Below are 25,501 nucleotides of genomic sequence, written 5' to 3' on the forward strand. Positions count from 1 at the left end.
GACGCTCCCGCGGCTAGACGCCGGTGCTGCCGAAGCCACCTTCACCCCGCTCGGCCGTCGGCAGGTCGGAGACCTCGACGACCGCGGGAAAGACGACAGGGGCGACCACGAGCTGAGCGATCCGCTCGCCGTGCGCGACGACGAACGGCGCGGCCCCGAGATTGACCAGGATGACCTTGAGCTCCCCACGGTAGTCGGCGTCGATTGTACCTGGTGCGTTCACGATCGAGAGCCCGTGCTGCAACGCCAACCCCGATCGCGGACGCACCTGACCCTCGTGGCCGGCCGGGATAGCGACGGCGACGCCCGTGGGAATTAAACGGCGTTCCCCCGGCGCCAGCTCGATTGGGCCCGTGGGCAGACAGGCCGCCAGGTCCATTCCGGCCGCGTCCGCGCTCATTCGCCGCGGCAGCTGGGCGTCAGGATGGACCTTGCGGACCAGCAGCGTCGGCGCGACGTGCGACATTCGCTCACCCTCGCAGGTTCTGGACCTCGGAGGGGTCGACCCCGAAGGCGGCGCGGCGGCTGAGGCGGATCTTGCCGGTGGGATCGACATTGATGACCTTCACCACGACCTCGTCGCCCTCCTGGACCACGTCGGTCACGCGGTCGACGCGCTTGTCCTCGAGCTCCGAGATGTGGACGAGCCCGTCGGTGCCCGGGAGGATCTCGACGAAGGCGCCGAAGTCGACGATCCGCTTGACCACCCCGTGGTAGGTCGCGCCCACCTCGGGCTCGGCGATCAGACCCTCGATGAGCCGCTTGGCCCGCTCGATCTGGGCGATGTCGTTGCTGGCGATCGCCACCCGGCCCGAGTCCTCGATGTTGATGACGCAGCCGGTCTGCTCGATGATCGCGCGGATCGTCTTGCCGCCGGGGCCGATGACCTCGCGGATCTTGTCGACCTTGACCTGCATCGTGACGATGCGCGGCGCGTGCTTGCTGATGTCGGCCCGCGGCTCGGCGAGCACCTCGAGCATCTTGCCGAGGATGTGCAGCCGGGACTCGCGCGCCTGGTCGAGCGCGGCCTCGAGGATCTGGCGGGTCAGGCCCTCGATCTTGATGTCCATCTGCAGCGCGGTGATGCCGGTCTTGGTGCCGGTCACCTTGAAGTCCATGTCGCCGAGGTGATCCTCGTCGCCGAGGATGTCGGAGAGGATGGCGATCTCGCCGCCCTCCTGCATCAGGCCCATGGCGACGCCGGCGACCGGCGCCTTGATCGGCACGCCGGCGTCCATCATCGCCAGGCAGCCGCCACACACCGCCGCCATCGACGACGAGCCGTTCGACTCGAGCGTCTCGCTGACGATCCGGATGGTGTACGGGAACTTCTCGTGCGCCGGCAGGACGTACTTCAGCGCCCGCTCGGCCAGCGCGCCGTGGCCGACCTCGCGCCGCGACTGGCCGCGGATCGGCTTGGCCTCGCCGGTGCAGAACGGGAGGAAGTTGTAGTGCAGCATGAAGCTGCGCGTGACGTCGCCGCGGATCGTGTCGAGCCGCTGCGCGTCGCTCTCGGTGCCGAGAGTGACGGTCGCCAGCGCCTGCGTCTCGCCGCGCTGGAACAGCGCCGAGCCGTGCGGCCGCGGGAACGGGTGGGCCTCGATGTAGATCGGGCGCACGTCGCGGGTGCCGCGGCCGTCGAGCCGGCGGCCCTCCTTGATCACGCGGCTGCGCACGACCTTCTTCTCGAGCTTGCCGAGCGCCGCGAGCACCTCGGAGGTGCGCTCGGGGTGGCTGGCGGCGAAGCGCTCGATCACCTTCTTGTTGGCGGCCGCGAGCGCGTCGCGGCGCTCGTGCTTGCCGGTGATCGAGAACGCGGCCCGCACGTCGGCGTCGGCCGCGGCCATGACCTCGGCGCGGAACGCCTCGTCGACGGCCGGCTCGACGTGCACGCGCTTGGGCTTGCCGGCGTGCTCGCGCAGGCGCTCCTGCGCCTCGAGCAGCGGCTGCGCCGACTCGTGCGCGAACATGAGGGCGTCGATCATGTCCTTCTCGGCGACCTGATCGCCGCCGCCCTCGACCATCACGATCGCGTCGCGGCTGGCCGCCACGACCAGCAGGATGTCGGCGACCTTCATCTGGTCCCACGAGGGGAACGCGACGAACTTGCCCTGCACGCGAGCGACGCGGACGCCGGCGATCGGGCCGGCCCACGGCGCGTCGCTGATGTGCAGCGCCGCCGAGGCGCCGGTGATCGCGAGGATGTCGGGCTCGTGCACCTTGTCGTGCGAGAGCACGGTGGCGATGATCTGCGTGTCGCTGCGATAGCTCTTGGGGAAGAGCGGCCGGATCGGCCGGTCGATGAAGCGACAGGTCAGCGTCTCCCACTCGGTGGGGCGACCTTCACGCTTGAAATAACCGCCGGGGATCTTGCCGGCGGCGGCGGGGTACTCGCGGTACTCGCAGGTGAGCGGGAGGAACGGAAGATCCTTCGGCTCCTTGCTGCTGACCGCCGTGACGAGCACGGCTGTCTCGCCGCAGCGCACGACAACCGCGCTGGACTGCTTGGCGAGCTTGCCGGTCTCGATGCTGATCTGGACCTCGCCGACGGCGCAGGTCTCGGTAATGACGTTCATTGGGGGAAACTTTCCGCCGTGGACTCGAAATCTTTGCCCCGCCCGTCGGGGCGTCGGACGTGTCGCGCCCGCGCCGGCGTTCCGGCGCGTTCCCACGGCCGATCAGCGCGGCTGACCTGCGCGGGCGCCAGCGGCACAAAAGCGAAAAGGGGGACGTGCCCCCCTTCCTGCTCTCGGCCTACTTGCGGATGTTGAGCGCCCCGATCAGGGTCCGATAGCGGTCGACGCTGCGGTTGCGCAGATAGTCGAGCAGGCGACGACGTTGACCGACGAGCTTCAGCAGACCCCGGCGCGAGTGGAAGTCCTTGGCGTGGCCGCGGAAGTGCTCGGTGAGGTAGTTGATCCGCGACGTGAGGAGGGCGATCTGCACCTCCGGGGACGCGGTGTCGTTCGGGTGGGTCTGGAACTTGCTGACGATCTCGGCCGTGCGGTCAGGAGAGAGAGACATTTTCGCATTCTCGGTGCGGGCGGCCCGTGCCCCCGCAGAAGGTGTTGTGCTTTTTGTGTAGGCGGAAAATCCAGGCAAAACCCCGGCGTGTCAAGGCCGCTCACGCACGCGTCGACGCTTTTCTGCATGGCGGTCACGACGGGGTGACGGAGGCGGCGACCGCGGCATGGATCACTTTCTCCGGGCGCCACAGCGGCCCGTCGAGACGAACCACGACCAGCGCGTCGCGGAACCACAGCGCTTGCCTCGCCGCCGGATCTCGACCCTCGGCCAGGGTCGGCGCGACCTCCGGCAGCGCAGCGGCGTCGACGCCTCGACCGTGCAGGAGGCCCCGGAACGCCTCGGCCTCGCCCTCGTCGAGGCGGCGGACCGGAAACGGCAACACCTCCGCGGGCGCCAGCAAGGCCGCCTCGAGCCGCGCCCGCATGGCGTCGCGACTTTCGCCGCCCGCGAGGCCCAGGCGGTACTTGGGCGGCGCTCCGGCCAGATCCGGCAAGCGCGCGGACACGCCCACGGGCACGGTGCGAGGGTCGACGAGCGCGAGGCTCCCGCAGGCGGTGCGCCGCAACGCCGCCAGATGCGCCGGCAACCCGAGGCGCCGACCGAGCTCCTCGGCGAGGCTGCGAACATAGGTGCCCTTGCTCACGGCACACGTGGCGTCGATCGCGTCCTCGCCGACCTCGATCTCGGTCGCGGACCGCAGCTCCATCGGCCGCGGCGGCAGCGCCAGGACCTCGCCGCGACGGGCGCGTGCGTGGGCCGGACGACCCTCGAGCTTGACCGCCGAGTACACGGGCGGCGGCAGCTCGAGCGCGCCGCACATGTCCTTCAGGACATCCGCGGCCGCGGCCGCCTGCGCCGGCGCGACCGCGATCTCGGCGATCGTCTCGCCCTCGCGATCGGCCGTGGTCGTCGCCCGCCCGAGGCCGAAGCGCGCGCGGTAGACCTTGTCGACGGCGCTCAGGTACGGCACGAGCCGCGTCGCCCCGCCGACACACACGACGAGCAGGCCCGAGGCGAGCGGGTCGAGGGTGCCGCAGTGGCCGACCTGCTTCTCGTTCAGGACCCAGCGGACGAAGCCGACCACGTCGTGCGAGGTCGGCCCCTCCGGCTTGTCGACCAGCAGGACGCCGCAGCGCTCAGCCTGCGTCGTCACCCTGGCCACCGTCGCCCTCGCCCTCGTCGCCGGCCTTGGCCGCCGGCGGCGGCGCGATCTCGGACAGGATCGTCTCGATCCGCAGGCCGCGCTGGATGCTCTCGTCGAACTCGAAGCGCAGCTCCGGGATCCGGCGCAGGTGCACCCGCCCCTGCAGCTCGCGCCGCACTGCCCCCGCGGCCGAGCGCAGCCCGGCGAGCACCGCGGCGCGGTCGCGGTCCGGCGACAGCAGGTCGACGAACACGCGGGCCAGCGTCAGCTCGGTGTCGACCTTGACGCCGGTGACGCTGAAGTTTACGCCCTGCAGCCGCGGGTCGTTGATCGAGCCGAACAGGAGCGCGTCGGCGATCCCGCGGCGCAGGGTCTCCTCGACCCGTTGCATCCGGTTACTCGCCATACGCGCTCCCGTCGCCGACCCGCCGCCTCACAGCGTCGGGGCGATCGTCTCGATCTCGAACGCCTGCAGGATGTCGCCCGGCTCCACCTCGGGGAACGAGTCGATCACGATGCCGCACTCGAAGCCCTCGCGGACCTCCTTCACGTCCTCCTTGACGACGCGAAGGCTCGAGATCCTGCCCTTGTGGATGACCGTGCCGCCACGGACCACGCGGACGTGGCTCGTGCGCTGGATGAGGCCCCGCATGACGCGGCAACCCGCGACCACACCGACCTTCGGGATCGGGAACAGCGCCCGCACCTCGGCCTCGCCCTGATCGCGCTCGCGGTACTCGGGCTCGAGCAGGCCGACCATCAACTCGCGCGTCTTGTCGAGCGCGTTGTAGATGACGTTGAAGGTGTGGACCGGCACCTTCTCGGCGTCGGCGATCTGACCGGCCTTGCCGACCGGCTTGGTGTTGAAGCCGATGATCACGGCCTCGCCCGCCGAGGCGGTCTTCACGTCGGTCTGGGTGATCGCACCGACGCCGGACGAGATGACCTCGACCTTGACCTTGTCGGTCGACAGCTCGAGCAGCGCCTGCTTGAGCGCCTCGGCCGAGCCCTGCACGTCGGCCCGCAGGACGATCTTGAGGGTCGGCGTCTTCTTGCGCTGGATGAAGTCGGCGATGCTGGGCCCCGAGCGCGCGCTCTCCTTGCGGCGGCGGACCTCGCGGCGGTGCGTCACGAGCTGGCGCGCGGCCTTCTCGCTCTCGACCACGTTGAAGCGGTCGCCGGCCGACGGCACGCCGTCGAGACCGAGGACCTCGACCGGGGTCGACGGACCGACCTCCTCGAGCGCGCGGCCGCGGTCGTCGAGCATGCCGCGGACCTTGCCGCTGAACTCGTTGGCGACCACGATGTCGCCCTTGCGCAGCGTGCCGGCCTCGACGAGGACGGTGGCGATCGGACCGCGGCCCTTGTCGACGCGCGCCTCGAGCACGACGCCGATCGCCCGGCCCTCCGTGGTGGCCCGGAGATCGAGGATCTCCGACTGGATGGCCAGCATCTCGAGCAGGTGCTCGATGCCCTTGCCGGTCTTCGCCGACACCTCGCAGATGATGGTGTCGCCGCCGTACTCCTCGCCGACCAGGCTGTGCTCCATCAGCATCTGCTTGACGCGGCCGGGGTTGGCGTCGGGCTTGTCGATCTTGTTGAGCGCCACCACGAGCGGGACGTTGGCCTCCCGCGCGTGCTTGATGGCCTCGACCGTGGTCGGCATGATGCCGTCGTCGGCGGCGACCACCAGCACGACGACGTCGGTGACCTGGGCCCCGCGGGCGCGCATCGCCGAGAACGCCTCGTGACCGGGCGTGTCGAGGAACACCACGTCGCCCTTGGCCGTGCTGACCTTGTAGGCGCCGATGTGCTGGGTGATGCCGCCGGCCTCGCCCTCCGCGACCGTGGCCTTGCGGATCCGGTCGAGCAGCGAGGTCTTGCCGTGGTCGACGTGGCCCATGATGGTGACCACGGGCGCGCGCGTCTCGCCGGCCCCCTCCTCGGACTCCTCGAAGTACTGGTCCTCCTGGAAGGCCACGTTCTCGACGGTGTAGCCGTACTCGGCCGCGACCAGCTCGGCCGTCTCGGCGTCGATCGAGCTGTTGATCGTGACGCCGCGGAGGCCCATGCCCCACAGCGTCTTGAGCAGCATCGTCGCCTTCTTGCCCATCTGGTGCGCGAGGTCGGCGACCGGGATCGCCTCGTCGACGCGGATGCGCTTCTTCGACTCCGACATCTCCTGTGTGGAGGGTCGGGCTCCGGGCGCACCGGGGCGGCCGCGGACGTTGCGGACCATCGTCTTGCGCTTACGGCCCTGCTGCTGCGCCCGCTCCTCGCGCTCCTTGCGGATGGTCGCGCGGCCGCGCTGCTGGCTGTCGCTGGCGTCGGTGATGATCACCTGCTGCGGCCGCGGGCGGTTCGCCAGCTGGACGAACCCGACGATGCGCGGCTCGGCCCGTTGCGGGGCGGCGCCGACGATCACGCCGGACTCGTCGCGCACGACGCGACGACTGGCGGGATCGTCGACCACGACCTGCGAGGCCGGCTGCGCCTGCTGCGGCGCCGGTTGCTGCTGCTGCGCCTGCGGGGCCGCCGGCGTGACCGGACGACCCGAGGGGCCGCCGACCGGGCGCTCGCCCGGACGGGCCGCCACCGGCGCCGGCTGCACGACCTGTCCTCGAGGACCGGTCTGGCCCAACTGCGGCCCGCTGCCCAGCGGACGCGTGCCGGTCTGGGTCGGCGCACCCGGCTTGCCGGGGCCCGGACGGGTCTGGACGCCCGGACGGAGCGGCGTGCCGACGGGACCGACCTGGCCCTGCGGCGGCGTGCCGCGAGGACCGTCCGGCGAGCGGCGGTGCGGCTCCACACGCGCTTCACGCGGGTGGTCTTCCATGCGCGACGCGACGCCGCCCGGAAGGCGCTTGGTGCCCGGCGGGAGTTGGATCCGCGTGCCCACCTCGGGCGCGGGCGCCCGCGGAGCGGCCTGCTGCGGCTGCGGCCGCGAGGGCTCCGGACGGCGGACCTCCGGACGCGACTCCACCGGTCGCGAGCCCTGCACCGGACGCTGCACCGGCGCCTGCGGCTGCTGCACCACGGGCCGCTGCGGCGGGGCCGGCTGGACCGGCGCCTGGACCACGGGGGCCGGCGGCGCGACGGGCTCGGGCGCAGCCACCGGGGGTGCGGCCACGACCGGCTCGGCCGGCGCTTGCACCGGCTCCGGACGGACCGGCTCGGCTGGCACCTGCACCGGCTCGCTCGGCGTCGTCGCCACGGGCCGCGCCTCGGCCGGCGGCGCCGGCTCGGCTTGCGCCGGCGCCTGCACCGGCTGGCTCGGACGCGTCTCGACCGGCTCGCTCACCCGCTCACGCACCTCGACCGACTCGGCCACGCTCCTCACCTCACGCTGCGGCTCCCGCGGCTGCGTCACCGCGGGGGTGGCCCACGGCGTCTCGGGCGGCCGCGTCGGCTCGCTCGGCCGCACCGGGGCGCTGGGGCGCACGACCGGCTGGGCCGCGGCGGGCGGCGGCACCGGACGCCGGATCACCGGCGCGGGCTGCTGCGGCTGCGGGGGCTGCTGTACCGGCGACGGGCGCACGAGCGGCGGCGCCGGACGGGCGACCTCCGACTCCTCCTCGACCTCGTCGGTCGGACGCGGGCCGCGGCCGGGACGACGAATGACCGCCGGACCGCCGGCGCGCGCCGTGTCGGTGCGCTCGGGCTCGCGGCGACCGCCGCCTTGAATGTGGCGACGGACGAGCTCGGCCTGATCGTCGTCGAGCGTGCTCATGACGCCCTTGATCTCGACCCCGAGGCCGCGGATCAGGTTCTCCATCACCTTGTTGTCCTTGCCCAGCTCTTTGGCGAGCTCGTAGACGCGAATCTTGGCCATAACTCAGGAAACCCTCCCCACCGCGGCGCGCATGGCGGTCGCCAGGGCAGCGAGACGTTGGACGCGCGGCGCAGCGGCGGTGCCGCCGCTGCGATTCAGGAGATCGATCATGCCCGCGAGCACCTCGCCGTGCGCGCTCCACAGCGCGGCGGGGTCCACTGGGGGCGTCTTGCGGGCGAACGCGCGGGCGAAGCCGCCGCGGCGGGCTGCGCGCTCCATGCAGGCGCGCGCCGGGCACACGTAAGCCGAGCGCCCGGAACTGGCCCGAAGACCATGGCGCTTTGCACATGTCCGAACAGACTGGTCCGGCAGGACCTGCTCCTTGTCGGCCGACTCGTCGGTACCGACGTGAAAAAGCTTCGAACGCAGGAGCTCCGCCTGGGGGCGGACGGCGCGGCAGCCCACGCAAGTGCGCATCGGCGCGTGCATGTTACTCGCCACCTCCGTCGCCGTCGTCACTGTAGTGATCCTCGCCGGTCTCTTCCGGCGGGGGCTCTGGGTACTTGACATTGAGCTCGAGCTTGCCCGAGGCGGCGTCGTCCGCGACCTCGATGATCTGCTCGGCGCGCTCGACCGAGCCGACGCCGGGCACCTGAGCCAGCTCCTCGGCGTCGGCGATCGCCACGTCGCGGAGGTTGCGCCAGCCCATCTGGAACATCGCCTGGGCCACGGTCTCGCCGACGCCCGGGATCGCCGCCATCTCGGCCAGCGAGCGCCGCTCCATCTGCTTGAGCTTCGACTCGGAGTAGATGTCGATGCGCCAGCCGGTCAGGCGCGAGGCCAGGCGCACGTTCTGGCCCTTCTTGCCGATCGCCAGCGACAGCTTGTCGTCCGGGACCACCAGCTCCATCGTGTGGCGCTCGGCGTCGATCAGCACGCGGGACACGGTGGCCGGCTGGATCGCGTTACACACGAAGCGGGCCGGGTCGTCGTTGTAGGGGACGATGTCGATCTTCTCGCCGCGCAGCTCCTGCACGACGGCCTGGACCCGGCTGCCGCGGATGCCGACGCAGGCGCCGACCGGGTCGACGTCGCGGTCGCGCGACGACACGGCGATCTTGCTGCGGGCCCCCGGCTCGCGGGCGCACGCCTCGATGCGGACGATGCCCTCGTAGATCTCGGGCACCTCGTGCTCGAACAGCTTCTCGACCAGGCCGCGGTGGGTCCGCGACAGGATGATCTGCGGGCCGCGGGCCGACTTGTCGACGTCCTTGACGAACGCGACCACGCGGTCGCCGGGGCGCAGCGACTCGCGCGGCACCTGCTCGCGCGCCGGCAGGATCGCCTCGGCCTTGCCGTTGTCGACCTCGACCACGATCGACCCGCGCTCGAAGCGGCGGACGATGCCGGTCATGAGCTCGGCCTTCTTGTCCTTGTAGGCGTCGAACAGGTTGTCGCGCTCGGCCTCGCGGACGCGCTGGATGATCACCTGCTTGGCGGTCTGCGCGGCGATGCGGCCGAAGCCGTGCTGGCCGAACTGCAGCGCCTCGATCTCGGCGTAGTCCTTGGCCTGCTGCTCGGCGCGCTTCTTGTCGGACTCGAGATAGAAGATCTGGAACAGGAGCTCGTCGCCGATCTCGGCCTCGAGGCCGGCGCGGTGCGCTTGCTCGAGGCTGATCTCGCGGTGCGGCGCGGTCACCTTGTCGACGACGTAGAGCACCTGGAACAGGTTCACGTGCCCGGTCTCGGGGTCGAAACTGGCCTCGATCTCCTTGTCTTCGAAGACCTTCTTCGCGGCGGTGGCGACCGCCTGCTCGACCGTCTCGATCAGGACCTCGCGCGAGATCTTCTTCTCGTCGCAGACCTGGTCGAGCACCGCACTGAGGTTGAGCTGTTCTTCCATAGACCGATGACCTCTGCTGTCCTAGCCGTGCCCCCCCGTAACCGGGGGCGAGTACACCAGGTTGGCCCGCCGGATGTCGGCGAGCGAGATCTTGTAGATGGTATCACTGTCGAGCGATCGCAAGAGCACCGTGCCGCGGCGATCGTCGCCAGGATCGGCGGCGTCGACCTCGGTGCCGACGATCCGCCCGTGAAAGGTCCGCTGATCGGCGCTGCCCTGACCCGGCAGCGGGTGGAACGTGCGGACCACCGCGCGCCCGCCGACGAAGCGGGCGAAGTGACTGAGGCGCACCAGCGGGCGATCGACGCCGGGCGAGCTCACCTCGAGCGTGTACGGCTGCGACAGCAACGCGGCCAGCTCCGGGGTCTCCGGATCGGCCTCGGCGGCGTCGAGCGCGTTGCTCAGGACCCCGCTCATGCGCGAGCAGTCGTCGAGCGAGACCCCGTTGGGATGGTCGAGGTACACCCGCGCCACCCGGCCGCCGCGCCCGCCGGCCCACTCGATCAGCACCACCTCGAAGCCCATCGCCCGCGCGACCGGCTCGACCGCCGCCTCGAGCAGGCGCACCGCCCCCTCGTGCACGTCGTGGCCCGCGCCGTCGTGCTCGGACTCGGTGCCGGCGACGTCGTCGACCACCGCGGGCTGCGGTGGGACCTTCGAGCGGGAGTTGTGTGTCGGGCGCCTTGTGGCCATGCGCGTGGGATTCGAGACAAACAAAAAAGCGAGCTGGGCCAGTTGCCTGCTCGCTTCCGAAAGGCAATTTGCTGGCCGGGCCTGTAGCACGGCGCTTGAAGGCGAGCAACCCCCTTCCCGGACCGTGAGGTCTGGAGACCCCATGTTGGGGCGGGACTGGAGTCCGGCTTGGCGGCGGGCGGTTTCTCGCTACCATCGCCCCGTGCGAGACCTCTGCGCCGCCCTGATCCAGCTCGGCAGCGGGGCCGACCCCGTGCCGAGCCTCGCCCGCGCCGCCGAACTCACGCGCGAGGCGCTCGCGCACGGCGCCGAGCTGGTCGTGTTGCCCGAAAACTTCTGGGCCGTGGCCCCGCCCGGCCTGGACCGCCGCCCCTGGGCGGTCGATCTCGGCACCCTGGGGCCAGGCGGCGATCTCCGCGGCGATCCGCCGCCGGTGCTGCGTCCCTTCCTCGCTCTCTCGCACGAGCACCCGGCGGCGGTGATCATCCTCGGCGGCCTGCCCGAGCTGCCGCCCTCGGGCGAGCCGGGCAAGTTCTACAACACCCTGGTCGCCCTGTTCGGCGGCCGGGTGGTCGCGGTCTACCGCAAGATCCACCGCTTCGACGCCACCTTGCCGGACGGCTCGCGCGCCTCCGAGTCCGACGTGATCCTCGCGGGCGAGACTCCGCACGTGCTCGCGGCGCCGTTCGGCAAGATCGGCCTCAGCATCTGTTACGACCTCCGCTTCCCCGAGCTGTATCGCGCGCTCTCCGCCGCCGGCGCGGAGATCCTCGTCGTCCCCTCGGCCTTCACCCTGCTGACCGGCATCGACCACTGGGAGCCGCTCCTGCGCGCCCGCGCGATCGAGAACCAGGCCTACGTGCTCGCGCCGGCCCAGTACGGCCCGCACGGCCACGGCCGCCACAGCTTCGGCCACAGCCTCGCCGTCGACCCCTGGGGCGCCGTGATCGCCCAGGTCTCCCGCGGCGAGGGCATGGCCCTCACCTGGCTGCGCGCCGACCTGCTGCAACGCGTCCGCAGCGACCTGCCCGCGCTCACGCACCGCCGGCTCCACGGCGTAACTCCGGCCGAGGTCGTCACGTTGTCGGCCGACGAGACCTCCGCGTGACCGGCCGCGCGACCCAGGAGGGCCGCAGCGCACCGGCGGGCCTCCACGCGCTGATGGACCGCTACCTCGACGGCGACGCGCGGGCCTTCGCCGCGCTGCACGCCGCCCTCGCCCCTCGCCTCACCGCCTTCCTCGTGCACCTCGTCCGCGACACCGCCGCCGCCGAAGACCTGGTCCAGGCGACCTGGCTCAAGGCGCACCTGGCCCGCGCCCGCTTCCACGTCCAGGGCGCCAGCCCTGACGGCGCCGTCCAGGCCTGGTACTTCACGATCGCTCGCAACCTCGCCGTCGACCACCTGCGAGCGGGGGTCCGCGACCGCCGCCGGCGCGATCTCGGCGACGACGGCGGCGAGCGCGACCGCCTGGCGGAGATCCCCTCCGACCTGCCCACCGCCGAGGACCTGGAGATCGGCGAGGCCGAGGCGCAGGAGATCACCTCTCGCGTGCGCGACGCCCTCGCCCAGCTGCCCGCCGGCCAGCGCGAGATCGTCGAGCTCCACAAGTTCCAGGGCCTGAGCATGGCCGAGATCGCCGCTCGCCTGCGGATCCGCGAGGGCGCCGTGCGCGTCCGGGCCCACCGCGCCTACAAGGCTCTGGCCCGCTGGCTCACGCCGACGCTCCGCGCCCTGCTCCTGCTGCTCGCGCGAGGGGGCGGCGCATGACCGAGCTGGACGCCTTCGACCGCTTCGCGCCGCCTCACGCCGCGCCCGACGTCGGCGCCTCCCTTCCTTTTATCCACGCCGCCGCGGGAGGGGCTCGCGCATGACCGAGATCGACGCCAGGGCGCTCATCGCCGGCGATCTCGCCGAGCGCCGGCGCGAGCGCCTGCAGCACTTCCGGCCGGCCTGGCTGCTCACCGCCGCGATCCCGATCGTCGGCCTCGTCCTCACCGGCGCGCGCGACGACCTCTGGGCCCAGCCGGCGTGGATGCTCGGCCTGCAGGCGCTGGTGTGGGGCCTCGCGCTGTTCGCCCTGCCGGCGCTCGGGCTCGGCCTGTGGTTCCCCGGCCGGGCCGCGCGGGTCGTCCTCGGCCTGCTCGCCGCCGCGGTCGCCTTCGTGGTCGCCGCCGGGCCTGCGCTTTTCGACATGTCCTATCCGACAGGTATGGAAGACCATCCGATCTACCAGGTCGGCTGCGCCTCCCTGACCCTCGGGGCAGGCGCCCTGGTCCTGGCCGTGTGCGCCCTGAGCGGCGCGTTCGTCCAGCGCCGGCGCTCCGCGGGCGCGCTGTGGCTGGCCGCGGCGATCGCCCTGCTCGGCGTCCTGACCACCACCTGGCACTGCGTCATCACCGGCCTCGATCACACCTTGCCGTCGCACCTCGGCGCCGGCGTCCTCATGCTGCTGGTCGCCGGCCTCGTCGGCGCCGGCCTGCACCGGCGCCAGCGCGACCGGGCCTGAGTCCGCCGGAAGCAGGCGCGGCCGCGGCTTTCTGCGCTAGGCTGCGCCCGCGTGGCCACCGAACACCTCCTCACCCGCGGGCGCGACACCATCCGGATCGTCCATGACGACTGCGACCTCGTCACCGGCGAGGGCGAGCACGCCGTCACCCAGACCTTCGACGACGCCGACGACGCCCGCGCGCACCTCGAGTACGTCCTGAAGCGGATGCGCCGCGACGGCTACGGCCTCACCTCGCGCCCGATCAGCCTCGAAGACAGCCAGCGCGACATCGCCGACGGCCTGTTCGAGTGGGACCCCGAGCGCCGCCGCCTCAAGTGCGTGTTCGTCGAGGACGACGGCGTCCGCGTCCGCTGCGAGCTGCTGGCCGACGTCGCCGACGCGCGCGAGGCCTCCAGCCTGCAATTCGTGTGCGACCACGCGATCCCCGGCCCCGCCCTGTCGGCCGCGCTGGCCGGGCGGCCGCTGCCGCGGATCCGCAGCTTCATCTTCGACACCCCGTTCCAGACGATCACCCGCCAGCACGCCAACACCCCCGGCCGGCTCGACCTCGTCTTCCACGGCCTGCCCGCCCTCGAGTCCGCCTACGTCACCGGCGCGCCCGAGCTGCGCCGCTGCGGCCACCCGCGCCTGAAGCACCTGCACCTGCTCGGCGACCCGCTGCCGCCGGCCACGCTCGCCGGCCTCGGCGACAGCGACTTCCCCGCGCTCGATCGCCTGGTGCTGTGCCTCAGCCGCGACGCCGAGCCCGCGCCCGCGGCCGCCGTCGTGCGGGCGCTGCGAGGCCTGCGCGCCCCGGCGCTGCGCCACGTCTACCTGTCCGGCAGCGACGACCTCGTGGCCCTGATCGACGCGCTGTGCGATCGCCCCCTGCCCGCCTCGTGGACCGTCCTCTCGCTCGAAGGCGTCCTGCGCGACGAAGACGACCTGCTCGCCGTCCTCGAGGCCCGCGCCCCCGTCCTCGGCCGGCTCCAGCGCCTCGCCCTCCCGCTCGCCGACGACCTGTCCGACGACGCCGCCGACCGCGTCCTCGCCCTCCTGCCCGCCGTCGTGGACCGCGACGAGCTGCCCGAGCAGCTGCTGCCCAGCGTCTACGAGGACTGGTGATCCGCCTGTCCTCCAGGGCATTCTCGAAAGGACATGCCGCGAAGAGCATGTCCTCTTGAACATCTCCCTCTGGACATGTCCTGAAAGACAGCGTCCCCGCGTCCGACCTCAGCCCTGCCCCGCGAGCCAGGCCGCCGTCCGCCGCAGCCCCTCCTCGAGCTCGACCTCCGCGCGGAACCCCAGCAGCTCCGCCGCCGTCTCCGTCACCGCCGCCGAGCGCGCGATCTCCCCCGGGCGGGCCGCCGCGAACGCGATCGGCTGGTCCTCGCCGCACACCCGCTGCACGGCGGCCGCCAGCTCGAGGATCGACGTCTCGCGCCCGGAGCCGACGTTGATCCCCGCCGGCTCCGGCGGCGTGTCCTGTCTCAATGAAGGAACATGTCCTGCGGGACCTGGCCCCGCGGCCAGCGCGATCGCCCGCGCCACGTCGCCGACGTACACCAGGTCGCGCGTCTGCGTGCCGTCGCCGAAGATCGTCAGCGACTCGCCGCGGCGCGCCCGCGCCAGGAACGCCGCCACCACCCCCGAGTACGGGCTGTGTGGGTCCTGCCGCGGCCCGTAGACGTTGAACAGGCGCAGGCACACCGTCGCCACCCCGTACAGCGGGCCGAGGCAGCCGAGGTACAGCTCGGCCGCCCGCTTGGCCGCCCCGTAGGGCGACAGCGGCGCGGTCGGGTCGCTCTCGGCCACCGGCACCTGCCGCGGCTCGCCGTAGACCGCCGCCGACGACGCGAACACGAACCGCGGCGCCCCCGCCGAGGCCGCCCACAGCAGCAGCCGCGCCGTCGCGCGCAGGTTGAGGTCGAGGTCGTCGATCGGCGCGGCGATCGATCGCACCACCGACGTCTGGGCCGCCAGGTGGACCACCGCCGCGAACGGCCCGCGGCCGGCCAGCAGCGCCGCCACGTCGCCGCGCACGTCGCCCGCGATCACCTCGACCTGCGAATCGCCTGTCCATTCGGCCAGGTTGTCGCGCCGCCCCGTGCTGAAGTCGTCGAGCACGACCACGCGCCGGCCGGCCGCGCGCAGGGCCGCGACCGCGTGCGAGCCGATGAACCCGGCCCCGCCGGTCACGAGCACCGCGTCGTCCACGGCCACCAGCCTAGCAGCGCCGCGACGCCAGCGCGAACGGGTTCTCCGGGCCCACCGACGCGTCGCCCTGCACGATCTGCAGCTGCTGCTCGGACAGCGGCAGCGCCATCTGCCGGTACAGCGCCGCCGTCGAGAACCCGTACGGCTCGCCGTCGGCGTTGCTGTACGCGAACACCACCCGCGGCACCCCGGCCAGGTGCAGCGCCGCCAGGCACATCGGGCACGGCTGCCCGCTCGCGTACACCGTGCAGTCGTCGAGCCGCGTGCGCCCCAGCGCCGCCGCCGCCGCGCGCAGCGCCAGCATCTCCGCGTGCGCCGATGGGTCGGGCCGCAGGTGCAGCTCGTTCACTCCCTCGGCCGCGATCGTCTCGCCCCGCACCACCACCGCCCCGTACGGCCGGCCGCCGCTGCGCACGTTGGCGCAGGCCAGCTCGATCGCGCGGCGGAGGAACACGTCGTCGGTACTCACGACTAGAACCATGCACGCCGCGGTCAGACCGCCAGCTGGGTGCGGCTCACGGCCACTTCTTCGCGCCCGTGGGGCAGCTCGAGGCCCTCGCCGGAGAACCGCGCGATCGCCACCGTCACGTTGTCGGGTCCGCCGGCGGCACAGGCGGCCTCGGTCAGGGCCCGACAGCAGCGCAGTGGGTCTTCGTAGCGCAGCATCAGCCCGAGGATCTGCTCGTCGGTGACCGGCCCGGTGAGGCCGTCGCTGCACAGCAGCAGCACGTCGCCGGCGCGCAGCTGGACCACGTCGAACTCGGGCCCGACCCGCGGCTGCACGCCGAGCGCCTGCAGCAGCACGTTGCGGTGCTCGTAGTCGCGGGCCTGCTCGGGGCGCAGGCGGCCGGCCGCGATCAGCTGCCCGACCACGCTGTGATCGGTCGTGACCTGCGTCAGCGAGCGGCCACGGCGGATGTACGCCCGCGAGTCGCCGACGTGTCCGATCATCAATTCTGGCCCGAAGGCCAGGGCCGCCGTCAGCGTCGTGCCCATCCCGTGGCGGGCCGGATCTTCGACCGCGGCCGCGCGGATCTTGTCGTTCACCGCCGTGATCGCCTCGTGCATCACGTCCTGAGCCATGGCCGTGCTGGCGAACGGCGCCTTGGCGTGGACCACCGCCGACAGCACGTCGACCGCGATCCCCGAGGCCACGTCGCCGGCCGCCGCGCCGCCCATCCCGTCGCACACCGCGATCAGCGTCCCGCGCGACGTCAGCTGTTGCACGCGCTGGTGCGGCAGCAGCCCGCGCTCCCCCGTCTGGAGGTTTTGGACCACGAAGTGGTCCTCGTTGCGCTTGCGGACGCAACCGACCTCGGTCCTCGCGAACACCTCGAGCTGCGCCACCTCAGTGCATCCTCACGCGGAAGATCTGGTCCCCGACCCGGAACATGTCGCCCGGTTGAAGGATGACATCCCCGCGGATCCGGAGGTAGGTCCCGTTGGCCGAGCGGAGGTCGGTGAGGAGGACGGTCATCGCGTCTCCGCGCAGCTCCATCGCCAGCTGCGCGTGTTGCCAGCTGACGAAGGGGTCGGTCGGGAAGATGATGTCGCCGAGTTCGCGGCCGAACACGATCTGCGGCGCGCGCAGGCAGTGGACCTCGGCCTCGGCCCCGCCGACCCCGATCAGCGTCAGGCGGCCCCACGCCGGCTGCATCGGCGTGCCGAACAGGCGCGTCGCCTCGGCGTCGAGCTCCTGCTCGCGTCCGCCCGACGGGAGGTTCTCCAGCCGCAGCAAATGGTGACCCACGAGGAAGAGATCGCCCGGAAACACCGGTTCCGGCCGCGAGATCCGGACATAGACCCCGTTGCGCGATCCCAGATCGCCCAGGCGGACCCCGCCGCCGGGCGCCGGCTCGAGGCGGGCGTGGGCCGGGCTGAGGAACTCGTCGCTCGGGAACATCAGGTCGCCCTGCTTGCGGCCCACCACCAGCGTCCCGCGCAGCGCCACCGACTCGCCCTCCGAGCCGTCGCGCTTCACCAGCACGATCCGCAGCGGCGCCGCCCCGGCCGAGCGACGCGACGACTCGACGGCCAGCCTCGCCATCGGCGCCGACCACGACGGCCCGCCCGGCGAGCCCGTCACCGACACCTGCGCCTGCTCCGACGGCAGCGCCTGACCCATCCGCGCCGTGTCGCCGGGCCCTGGCCCCTCGCGCGGCACCGGCACCCCGTCGGCCGGCGGTCGCAGCCCGACCACCCGCGCCACCCCCCACGAGCCCTGGCCCGGCTCGCTCGCCTCCGGGCCGTTGCCGGCGTTGCCGCCGCTGTCGGCGGCGACGAGCGGGGGCTCGGCCTCGCTGGCGTTCGGGACAGGTGCGGTCGGCGGCGCCGGGGTCGCCGGCGAGACGATCCCGGCCTCGGGCGCCGGGGTCGGTTCACCCGCGGAAGAACGCGGCGCCGGATCGGGTACGGGGGGTCGTGCCGGCTCCACCTCGCCCGTGCCCTCGAGCAGGCGTCGCGGGATCAACTTCATGCTCTGGGTGCTCGGGCGCGGCAGCCGGGAGTGCACGCGCAGGCCGCAGATCTGGCAGAACTCGAAGCCGTCGCCGAGCGGCTGCCCGCAGCGCGCGCACTTCGGGAGCGCGCTCACTGGCGCCGGTGGCGACAGGCGATAACCGCAGATCTCGCACGCAGCAGCCTCTGGGGCGTGTTCGGTGCCACAGGCGGGACAGGGGATCCACTCCGTCATCGGCCTCATGCCTGGAGAAGGCTTGCCAGGGTCGCGCGCGTGGGATAGACCCGCGCTCGCCCGCGATTCGCCCCGTCAGGGTACCCGTCCGGCTCGGACCGCGTCAATTGAGCGTCGCCATTGCACAGTCAGGCTCGTCGCCGCCGCCCTCCGCGCCCGAGCAGTCATCCGCGGGCGGGTCTGCCGGGCCCACCGGCGCCCCGTGGCCGTCGCCCGTGGGCGATCCCTCCCGGCCCTCGGGGGTGGGCGCCTCGTCCACGCGGTCCGACCGCGACGGATCGCAGTGGCTGCTCCGCCCCGACTCCTCCTCACGGAGCCGCGGCGCCGGATCGCCTCCCTCGCCCGCGCGGCGGCTCGCGCGAGCCGTCTTCGCCGCCCTCGCCGCGCTGGGCCTGCCCGCGCTCGTGGCCTGCGCCCCGATCGTGCGTCCGCCGGCCTTCGTCGGCGCGCGCGACCTCGTCACCGACGCCTCGCTGCTCGGCCCCTTCGACGGCCAGGTCGTCGACGTCGCCACCAGCGAGCCGATCGCCGAGGCCACCGTCGTCGCCGTCTGGTCGTACGACCGCGGCGACGGCTTCATCGGCCCCTGGGGCGCGGAAACGTCCAGCGTCACCACCGACGCCGCCGGCCGCTACCGGATCCCTCCGGCCAGGCTCAGCGTGCGCGGCTCGACCACGCGGCTCGTCGACGCCTACCTCATCGTCTACAAGCGCGGCTACGCCGGCTACCGCTCCGACGCCGTCCCCACCGGCGGCCCCCGCTCCGACTTCACCGTGCGACACAACCGCGTCGAGCTGCGCAAGTGGCAGAACAGCGACTCGCACGCCGATCATCTGTTGTTCCTGGCGCCGCCGCGGCCGCTGCACAAGGCCGTGCGGTGGGAGGCCGACCTCGCCAACCTCGACCTGTTCCGCGCTCTCGGCGGCGCCGGAGGTCCGGTGGTCGCGGTCGAAGAGGAGGAGGGCGGCAAGCCGGCCGGGCCGGTCGTCGCCGAGGTGCTCGACGCCACCGCCCTGCTCACCCCCGACGAGGTCCGCCAGCGCACCGGCTACACCGAGGCCTTCGAGGTCAAGGACCTCACCGACCTCAAGCGCACCGGCTTCTACCACGGCGTCCACCTGCAGGCGATCAGCAGCGACGAGCGCCACGACCTCGCCTTGCGGGTGTGGAGCGCCCCGCCCGGCGGCATGGACCCGGTCGCGGCGACGATCCAGGAGACCTTCGGCAAGGTCAAGCCGGCCGGCGACATCACCCCCGAGACGTGGAGCACCACCGCCGACGGCGTGCACGCGATCGGCTTCGTCGACCGCGAGCAGAAGGTCGGCGTGCTGCTGACCTGCGGCGACCAGCAGTGCCACGACCTCGACACCGCGCTGATCCTCGCCAAGCACGTCCACCGCAACCTCGACCGCCTCGAGCAGGTGCCCGACCCGGCCGCGGGCGCGCCCGCCGGGACCGCGCCCGCCGCCTCCGGCGTCCCGGGCGGCGCCGTCCCGGGCAAGTCCGCCGCCCCGGGCGGCAGCGGCGGCGCGACCAACCCCGCCGGCGTCGCCAGTCCCAAGGGCCAGGGCGCTTCGACCATGTCCCCAGAGTCAGGTCAAACCACCAGTCCCAAGGGCCAGGGCGCTTCGACCATGTCCCCAGAGTCAGGCCAGCCGGCCGGGAAGGGCCGGCGCCCGTGACCCGCGCGCGCTCGTGGCTCCGCCGGGTCGGCCGCGCCCTCGGCCTCGGACTCGCCCTGTCGCTCGCGCTCCCGGCCGCGCCCGCGGCCGCGTGGGACGCCCGCGCCACCCACCTCGGCATGGTCGACCGCGCCCTGCTGGAGAGCGCGCTGCACCTGCGCTGGATGGCCCAGAGCGAGCTCCAGCGCGGCCTCTTCACCGCCCTGCGCGTCGACCCCAGGCGGCTCAGCGCGCCCGAGCGGCGCATGCTCACCGCCGCCCTGCAGCACGGCGGCCTCCAGGCGCTCGGCGGCCCCGGTTCCTGCCCCGGCCTCGGCGCCCCGATCGAGACCCAGAAGTACTGCGTCGAGGGCGACGTGTGGGAGCTGCCGGCGCTGCAGTGGCTGCAGGTCGGCGTGCTCGCCGAATTGGTCCCCTCGGCCCGCGCCGTCCACCACTTCGTCGACCGCGACGACCCGCTCGCGCCCGCCTTCGCCGATCCGCAGCAGCGCCCCGGCCTGGTGCGCCTGCGCCAGGTCCGCCACAACGGCGGCTCGGCCGCGGCCCTGGCCACACAGACAGGTTTCTCGGGACAGGGCCCTTCGGTCATCTCGTTCCTGCGCGACGACACCGACCCGCTGGCCCCGCCGAACATGTGGCGCCACCTCGAGCTCGCCTCGACCTTGCCCGAGGCGGACGCGCGGGCGCACCACCTCGCGCTGGCGCTGGTCGGCCTCGGCGCGCTGCTGCACGTCGTCCAGGACCTCGCCGTCCCCGCCCACGCGCGCGGCGACGTCAGCGGTTTCTTCAGCCCGCTGTCGCCGAGCCCCGGCGATCGCGGCCTGCCGTTTGCGGAACTGGCGCGTCTGGCGTTCGGTCGCAGCGCCCTGCCCGGCCGCCCCGCCCAGGACGAGGTCGCCCGCGCCCGCGGGATCCCCGTCGCCGGCTCGCTCGCCGAGCACCTGTTCGGCGGCGCCCCGGCCAGCAAGGATCCTGGCGCATTGGTCATGCCCGAAGGGACAGGTTACGAGGGCCTGGCGGTGTTCACCGCGCGCCGGTTCCTGTCCGAGGCCAGCGTCCCCGCGCCGCGCCACCTCGACGACGACCTCACGCCCGAGGCCGCCGCCGCCGAGCTGCTGCAGGCCAGCCGCCTCGACCCGGTCGAGCTCCAGGGCGCCCGCATGCACCCGTGGCCGGCCGCGCGCGGCTACATCCAGAGCGGCAGCGGCCGGCCGCTGGCCGCCTTCGACACCGACGACGACGGCCGCGTCCGCCCGTACATCGACGAGGCCGTCTACCGCGAGCAGTTCGTCCACCTGGCGCCCCGCGCGGTCGAGGTCACGCGCTCGCTGCTCGACTGGCTGTGGCCGACCTGGCCCGAGCTCACCTTCGACGCCACCGCCGGCAACCTCGACTTCGTGGTCCCGCCCGGCCTCGTCGACGCCGTCGTCCTCGTGCTGCGTCAGGACTCCGCCGGTGCGCGCACGATCGTCCGCAAGGTCACCCTCCGCCCCGGCGAGCGCAACCGCGTCGCCGGGATCCCCACCGGCCTCGGCGAGGGCGAGCGCGCCGTCGTCGTGCTCCGCGCCCGCCGACCCACCGGCGAGCCGCTCCTGCTCGAGCACGTGCTCGGCAGCGAGAGCAAGGTCTTCCCCGTCGTCCCCGCGCCCTACGTCGCGCCCGAGCCCGAGCTGGCCGAGCCCGAGCCCGAGCCCGAGCTCCAGCCAGAGCCCGAGCCGGAGCCCGAGCCGGAGCCCGAGCTGGCGCCGTCGACCAGTCCCAAGGGACAGCCCGCCAGGCCCCAGCAAGGCCAGCCCGTCGAGCCCGTCACAAGTCCCAAGGGACAGCCCGCCGCCAAGGGCGACGCGGCGTCCACCAGTCCCAAGGGACAGCAAGCCGCCAAGCCCCAGCAGGGCCAGCCCCCGGCCGGCACCACTCCCACGACCAGTCCCAAGGGACAGCCAGCCGCCAAGCCCCAGCAGGGCCAGCCCACGACCAGTCCCAAGGGACAGCCCGGCGATGCCACGCCCGCCCCTGGTCCCGACGGACAGCCCGCCGCCAAGCCCCAGCAGGGCCAGCCCCCTGCCGGCACGAACCCCGTCAGCAGTCCCAAGGGACCGCCCCCGAGCGGCAAGAACCGGGGCTGAGCGGCGTCGTTCGCTCGTCCCGACGCCTCCGACCGCACGCCGGAGCTGAACGCCGACGCCCTCGCCGAGGCGACCTGCCCCCGAAGACAGCCTGTCCTCCTCGCCTCCTTGCTCTCGGACGCGCCGGCGGCTCGCCCTCCATATCTTCCGCCCCGCGCGACGCCCGGCCGACCTCGCGCTGGTGACAGCCGCCACCCCGCGCGGACCGTCCACATCAGCCCGCCCGCGGTCCGCGTCAGGCGTCCAGGCGGCTGTGCTACACCTCCACGCCGTGTCGACCGAGCGCGATGACGACGGCCTGATGTTGCCGCCCCTGGACGAGCGTCGCACCCTGCTCGACCAGCTCGTCGCGCTCGTCAAGGCGCGTGGTCCGGCGCCGCTGCTCGTCGCGCCGCTGCTCGAGCCCAGCCCGCGTTTCTTCCCCGATCGCTGGCAGGGCGGCGACGGCAGCCTGCGCCGGCTCGTGCGGCGCCTGCTCGGTTATGCCGGCCTCGGTCAGCTGCGCGTCGAGGTCGCCATCTACGACGCCGACCCGGCGCGACGCGGCGAGGTCCTCGGCAAGCCCAGCTCCACGCGCGGCCAGGACCTCGTCGTCTGGCTCGCCGGCATCGAGCGCGACCTCGTCAAGATCGGCGCCGAGGGTTCGGCCATGGTCGACCCGCACACCATCGTCGCCGCCGCCGCCCGCGTCGTCGCCCACGTCTACCGCCGGCACTTCGGCCTCGCCACCGGCGACGCCTTCGACCCGCGCATCGACCTCACCGGCGTCTACCTCGGCTTCGGTGTCCTCACGGCCGACGCCGCCCTGCGCTACACCGTCCGCACCGCCGCCGGCCCGATGCAGACCCGGCGCACCCCCGCGCGGCTCGGCGTCCTCTCGCCGCAGTCGCTGTGCTTTCTCCTGGCCGCGCAGCTGCACGCGCGCGCCCTCCCGCGGGCCGAGCGGCAGCGGATCGGCAAGCTCCTGCAGGCCAACCAGGCCGCCTTCCTGCGCCACGCCTACGCCGCCCTCGACCGCGCCGAGCCGCCCGTCGCCCAGCAGCTCGGCGTCCCGCCGCAGGAGCAGTGGCCGCCCGCGCCCGACCTCGCCGCGCTCACCGTCCCGTTCACCGACGACCCCGATGCTGTCCTCGAGGCCAGGCGCGACGAGGACCCGGGCATCGCCGGCGTCAACGCCGGCAAGCCCGTCTTCCGCGTCGAGCGCAGCATGGCCGCGCGGCTCGGTCGCACCCTCGGCATGGGCGCGCTCATGCTCGGCGGCGTGGTCGCCGGCATGAAGGGCGGCCTCCAGCTCGACGCCGGCACGATCCCCATGATCGCGCTCGGCCTCGGCGTCACCGGCCTCGTCCTCGGCCGCTTCCTCCGCGAGTCGCGCTGCTCCGAGCCGCGCTGCGGCGCCCCGCTGGCCCCCGGCGACCGCGTCTGCCCGCGCTGCCGCGGCGAGGTCGTCGGCGTCATCCGCCACCCGCGCGAGCGCCTGGCCGCCGAGGAGGCCTGGCGCCGCGCCCACCCCGAGGCCGGCGAGCCCGACCCCTCCGAGTCGACCCCGACCGTCGCCGCGCCACCTGTCTCTTGAGACAGATGAATGCGCAGCACAAGACTCAGTCGACCGCACCGTGAGGTCGCGGCGCCCAGGCAAGCGCCTCCGGCGCCTGCACGAACAACCTGTGGAGCCCTGGGTGGTTTATCTGTTGGCGTCGGATCTCGTTCCACACCATGGGATGTCCCATCCGGCAGATGTCCTCAACGTCCGCGTCTAGATCGGCAAGCTCGTCTTCGTCGCGCATACGGATGTATCTCGCCAGCCGGGCAATATAGTTCCTGTGTTCTCGCATCCGAGCTCGCATCAAGCCGGGCCGATTCAGCCGCAGCACCTCGATCGTCTGTTCAGCTCTCTGTCTTTGTAGTGGGTCCAGTGATCGACGCGGCAAGATGAACCCCGTCGACAGATCCAGCATCAGCACCTCTGCGGGCTCATCCACCCTCGGATCGAGCAACAGGTCAACCCCCTGCGGTGGCTCGACGATCGGGTCTTTGGGTCCGCGTGCCACGTTGCGAACGACCCCGCCCACTAGCCGAGGAAAGTTATCGCGCTTGATTCCGTTGCAAGGACCGCACGCGTAAATGTAGTTGCGCCACGCGAACACCTCTTCAGGGAAGAGCGCCTTGGGCCGCACGTGTTCGATCTCGTCGGCGCAGGAATCCTCGCAATACGCGCATCGCCGCTCGCCACAGCACATCGCGGCGAGCTGCCCTCTCACAGCGCGGAACACTGGATTGCCGGTCTTGTTTCGGGCCGAGAATTGCTCTCGCGCCTGCGCCACCCGCTCCTGGTACGTGGGCAACGCTGTAATCGCTTGCTGCCAGGCCGCGAGCTGGTTCGAGGCTACCTCCGGAAGTTCGAGCGCGACCAGCCGGATCACAGCTCAACCTTCCTCTTCAGTCAGATCATCCTGATGTACCGGTAGTGTCCGGCGCAGTGCGGCACGTTCCTTCTCTTCATCGGCGTCCAGCCCTTCGTCCAGCCGCTTGACGTTGAGCTCGGCGAGGCGCCGCAGCTTCGCCTCGCCTTCTTCCGAGCGAGTCTCCAAGACCCCGAAACTCTCGGTCTCATAGGCGTCGAGGATGTCGCCATACAGCAGCCGATTCAGCTCGTCGCCGATGACCATGCGGCCCTCCTCGTCGCTCCCCGGCCGCGGCAGCCTGTACACTGACCCCTTGACCGCCGCCTGGCACACCAGGGGACTGTGTGTCGTCACCAGGAACTGCATGTTCGGGAACGACTCGACGAACCACTTGCCGACGCGTACCTGCCACGACGGGTGCAGATGGGCATCGATCTCGTCGATCAGCACGACTCCGGGGGCGATGATCTTCGTCGGGTCATGCGGCGCAAAGATGATGTCCGGGTCGTACGCAATCGAGAGCTGACGGATGAGCTCGAACGTCAGACTGAGGATCGATCGGTAGCCGTCGCTGAGCTCGCCGACTTCGATCTCATGACCATTGCCGTCCTTGAACGTCACACGCTTCTGGCTAACATCCACCAGTTGAGCCCCGTGGGGCAAGAAACCCTTCTGATTTACGAAGGCGATGAGGCGTTGCAGTAGACGACCGCTCGGTCCACCATCGCGCTGTCCAGCCCGTTCAGCTTCAAGCTGGGCAAACCGAAGTCCCTGCATCCACGCCAAACACTCAGACAGGGCGATGTCCTCACCGAAGACCGTCAGGTGGCGAGCTAGCCTTGGGTGCGAATAGTACAGTTTCTCGGCTTCCTTGTCTCCCCCCCGGAGGCGCCTGAACGGCCCGTACGAGGCCGAGAACCATCCCGAACCGCTCCCCCAAACATTCGCAACCGGCGTGTGCTTCTTGTACTTCGTCGTTCCGAACCCATCCAGTTCGACCAAGCCACTCTCCAAACGCTCCAGCGTCAGTACGATCCAAGGGTAGGTCTGGCCTGGGCGCGGACCTCGACCAACAAGAGGATCCCATCGCTCGCCGTCATCGCTGTAGATTAGCGTGCAGGTTCCGTCATTCTTACCGGAGCTAAGCCAGTCGCGCCAGTCTTGGCGCAGAGCAGCAGCGTCCTTTGGTCCGACCAACGCAAGCGCGATGGTCCGAAGCAGCGTGCTCTTTCCTGCACCATTCGGCCCCAGAAACACATGCCACCCCTGACGCACTCCGGGCTCAACTCTCCACTTCAGCGCTCCGATGACGCGGATGTTCGAGATCTCGAAGCTGACGAGGTGCATGA

At 72.3% G+C, this 25,501-nt stretch carries 22 protein-coding genes; 7 read left to right on the forward strand and 15 right to left on the reverse strand.

All coding sequences use genetic code 11. From position 1 onward, the window contains the following. Positions 1-13 precede the first annotated feature (13 nt). The 9 genes from dut to rimP all read right to left on the reverse strand — a co-directional run bounded on the left by dut (position 14) and on the right by rimP (position 10,482). Complete coding sequence (gene dut / locus K7C98_RS34705) at positions 14-466, reverse strand: dUTP diphosphatase (RefSeq protein ID WP_224196138.1); 453 nt, start codon at positions 464-466, stop codon at positions 14-16. Between the two features lie 4 nt (positions 467-470). Beyond that, complete coding sequence (gene pnp, locus K7C98_RS34710; protein ID WP_224196139.1) at positions 471-2,576, reverse strand: polyribonucleotide nucleotidyltransferase; 2,106 nt, start codon at positions 2,574-2,576, stop codon at positions 471-473. A gap of 178 nt (positions 2,577-2,754) precedes the next feature. After that, positions 2,755-3,024: a 30S ribosomal protein S15 gene (gene rpsO / locus K7C98_RS34715; protein WP_096325896.1), complete on the reverse strand. Its 270-nt coding sequence runs from the start codon at positions 3,022-3,024 to the stop codon at positions 2,755-2,757. Between the two features lie 133 nt (positions 3,025-3,157). Continuing rightward, a complete protein-coding gene (gene truB / locus K7C98_RS34720) occupies positions 3,158-4,180 on the reverse strand; it encodes a tRNA pseudouridine(55) synthase TruB (protein ID WP_224196140.1) in 1,023 nt (340 codons plus the stop codon). After that, positions 4,164-4,577 carry a 30S ribosome-binding factor RbfA gene (rbfA, locus tag K7C98_RS34725; RefSeq protein WP_224196141.1) on the reverse strand — a complete coding sequence of 138 codons (414 nt, stop codon included), beginning with the start codon at positions 4,575-4,577 and terminating at the stop codon, positions 4,164-4,166. Before rbfA ends, truB begins: the two co-directional genes overlap by 17 nt. A 27-nt stretch (positions 4,578-4,604) precedes the next feature. Then, positions 4,605-8,003, reverse strand: a complete 3,399-nt coding sequence (infB, locus tag K7C98_RS34730) for a translation initiation factor IF-2 (RefSeq protein ID WP_224196142.1) — start codon at positions 8,001-8,003, stop codon at positions 4,605-4,607. Positions 8,004-8,006: 3 nt separating this feature from the next. Continuing rightward, the gene (locus tag K7C98_RS34735; RefSeq protein WP_224196143.1) at positions 8,007-8,462 is read right to left on the reverse strand and encodes a YlxR family protein; all 456 of its coding nucleotides are present in this window, start codon (positions 8,460-8,462) and stop codon (positions 8,007-8,009) included. Further along, the gene (gene nusA, locus K7C98_RS34740; RefSeq protein ID WP_224196144.1) at positions 8,434-9,846 is read right to left on the reverse strand and encodes a transcription termination factor NusA; all 1,413 of its coding nucleotides are present in this window, start codon (positions 9,844-9,846) and stop codon (positions 8,434-8,436) included. Before nusA ends, K7C98_RS34735 begins: the two co-directional genes overlap by 29 nt. A gap of 21 nt (positions 9,847-9,867) precedes the next feature. Further along, positions 9,868-10,482 carry a ribosome maturation factor RimP gene (rimP, locus tag K7C98_RS34745; RefSeq protein ID WP_224196145.1) on the reverse strand — a complete coding sequence of 205 codons (615 nt, stop codon included), beginning with the start codon at positions 10,480-10,482 and terminating at the stop codon, positions 9,868-9,870. A gap of 259 nt (positions 10,483-10,741) precedes the next feature. Between rimP and K7C98_RS34750 the strand changes: the two genes are divergently transcribed. The 4 genes from K7C98_RS34750 (at position 10,742) to K7C98_RS34765 (ending at position 14,155) form a co-directional block, all read left to right on the forward strand. Continuing rightward, positions 10,742-11,647, forward strand: coding sequence for a carbon-nitrogen hydrolase family protein (locus K7C98_RS34750; RefSeq protein WP_224196146.1), 906 nt, complete (start codon positions 10,742-10,744; stop codon positions 11,645-11,647). After that, complete coding sequence (locus K7C98_RS34755; RefSeq protein WP_224196147.1) at positions 11,644-12,309, forward strand: RNA polymerase sigma factor; 666 nt, start codon at positions 11,644-11,646, stop codon at positions 12,307-12,309. Before K7C98_RS34750 ends, K7C98_RS34755 begins: the two co-directional genes overlap by 4 nt. 100 nt (positions 12,310-12,409) lie before the next feature. Further along, positions 12,410-13,048: a hypothetical protein gene (locus tag K7C98_RS34760; protein WP_224196148.1), complete on the forward strand. Its 639-nt coding sequence runs from the start codon at positions 12,410-12,412 to the stop codon at positions 13,046-13,048. A gap of 51 nt (positions 13,049-13,099) precedes the next feature. Next, a complete protein-coding gene (locus K7C98_RS34765; RefSeq protein ID WP_224196149.1) occupies positions 13,100-14,155 on the forward strand; it encodes a hypothetical protein in 1,056 nt (351 codons plus the stop codon). 108 nt (positions 14,156-14,263) lie between these two features. Here K7C98_RS34765 and K7C98_RS34770 read toward each other — a convergent pair whose 3' ends face one another. From K7C98_RS34770 to K7C98_RS34785, 4 genes are read right to left on the reverse strand one after another with little or no spacing between them, the layout of a single operon-like run. Further along, complete coding sequence (locus K7C98_RS34770; protein WP_224196150.1) at positions 14,264-15,247, reverse strand: NAD-dependent epimerase/dehydratase family protein; 984 nt, start codon at positions 15,245-15,247, stop codon at positions 14,264-14,266. A 10-nt stretch (positions 15,248-15,257) separates the two neighbouring features. Continuing rightward, positions 15,258-15,716: a nucleoside deaminase gene (locus K7C98_RS34775; protein ID WP_224196151.1), complete on the reverse strand. Its 459-nt coding sequence runs from the start codon at positions 15,714-15,716 to the stop codon at positions 15,258-15,260. 23 nt (positions 15,717-15,739) lie between these two features. Continuing rightward, complete coding sequence (locus K7C98_RS34780) at positions 15,740-16,594, reverse strand: PP2C family protein-serine/threonine phosphatase (RefSeq protein ID WP_224196152.1); 855 nt, start codon at positions 16,592-16,594, stop codon at positions 15,740-15,742. Between the two features lies 1 nt (position 16,595). Further along, on the reverse strand, positions 16,596-17,948 hold the full coding sequence (locus tag K7C98_RS34785) for an FHA domain-containing protein (protein ID WP_346660323.1): 1,353 nt from the start codon (positions 17,946-17,948) through the stop codon (positions 16,596-16,598). Positions 17,949-18,361: 413 nt separating this feature from the next. On the opposite strand from K7C98_RS34785, the gene K7C98_RS34790 reads away from it, so the two are divergent. From K7C98_RS34790 to K7C98_RS34800, 3 genes are all read left to right on the forward strand, one after another. Next, positions 18,362-19,621: a carboxypeptidase-like regulatory domain-containing protein gene (locus K7C98_RS34790; protein ID WP_224196153.1), complete on the forward strand. Its 1,260-nt coding sequence runs from the start codon at positions 18,362-18,364 to the stop codon at positions 19,619-19,621. Next, the gene (locus tag K7C98_RS34795; RefSeq protein ID WP_224196154.1) at positions 19,618-21,747 is read left to right on the forward strand and encodes a hypothetical protein; all 2,130 of its coding nucleotides are present in this window, start codon (positions 19,618-19,620) and stop codon (positions 21,745-21,747) included. Before K7C98_RS34790 ends, K7C98_RS34795 begins: the two co-directional genes overlap by 4 nt. A 271-nt stretch (positions 21,748-22,018) precedes the next feature. Next, complete coding sequence (locus K7C98_RS34800) at positions 22,019-23,323, forward strand: zinc ribbon domain-containing protein (RefSeq protein WP_224196155.1); 1,305 nt, start codon at positions 22,019-22,021, stop codon at positions 23,321-23,323. 25 nt (positions 23,324-23,348) lie between these two features. Here K7C98_RS34800 and K7C98_RS34805 read toward each other — a convergent pair whose 3' ends face one another. Together K7C98_RS34805 and K7C98_RS34810 are read right to left on the reverse strand one after the other, a co-directional pair. Next, complete coding sequence (locus tag K7C98_RS34805) at positions 23,349-24,170, reverse strand: hypothetical protein (RefSeq protein WP_224196156.1); 822 nt, start codon at positions 24,168-24,170, stop codon at positions 23,349-23,351. A 3-nt stretch (positions 24,171-24,173) separates the two neighbouring features. Beyond that, positions 24,174-25,499, reverse strand: a complete 1,326-nt coding sequence (locus K7C98_RS34810; RefSeq protein WP_224196157.1) for an AAA family ATPase — start codon at positions 25,497-25,499, stop codon at positions 24,174-24,176. Positions 25,500-25,501 lie beyond the last annotated feature (2 nt).

Origin of the sequence: Nannocystis pusilla, assembly GCF_020073745.1 — a bacterium.
GTDB classification, from domain to species: domain Bacteria; phylum Myxococcota_A; class Polyangia; order Nannocystales; family Nannocystaceae; genus Nannocystis; species Nannocystis radixulma.

Excerpts from the sequence above, each read along its gene's own strand:
- dut (WP_224196138.1), bottom strand. The coding sequence starts at position 466 with ATGTCGCACGTCGCGCCGACGCTGCTGGTCCGCAAGGTCCATCCTGAC.
- K7C98_RS34810 (WP_224196157.1), bottom strand. The coding sequence starts at position 25,499 with ATGCACCTCGTCAGCTTCGAGATCTCGAACATCCGCGTCATCGGAGCG.
- K7C98_RS34760 (WP_224196148.1), top strand. The coding sequence starts at position 12,410 with ATGACCGAGATCGACGCCAGGGCGCTCATCGCCGGCGATCTCGCCGAG.
- rbfA (WP_224196141.1), bottom strand. The coding sequence starts at position 4,577 with ATGGCGAGTAACCGGATGCAACGGGTCGAGGAGACCCTGCGCCGCGGG.
- K7C98_RS34785 (WP_346660323.1), bottom strand. The coding sequence starts at position 17,948 with ATGAGGCCGATGACGGAGTGGATCCCCTGTCCCGCCTGTGGCACCGAA.
- pnp (WP_224196139.1), bottom strand. The coding sequence starts at position 2,576 with ATGAACGTCATTACCGAGACCTGCGCCGTCGGCGAGGTCCAGATCAGC.
- rpsO (WP_096325896.1), bottom strand. The coding sequence starts at position 3,024 with ATGTCTCTCTCTCCTGACCGCACGGCCGAGATCGTCAGCAAGTTCCAG.
- nusA (WP_224196144.1), bottom strand. The coding sequence starts at position 9,846 with ATGGAAGAACAGCTCAACCTCAGTGCGGTGCTCGACCAGGTCTGCGAC.
- infB (WP_224196142.1), bottom strand. The coding sequence starts at position 8,003 with ATGGCCAAGATTCGCGTCTACGAGCTCGCCAAAGAGCTGGGCAAGGAC.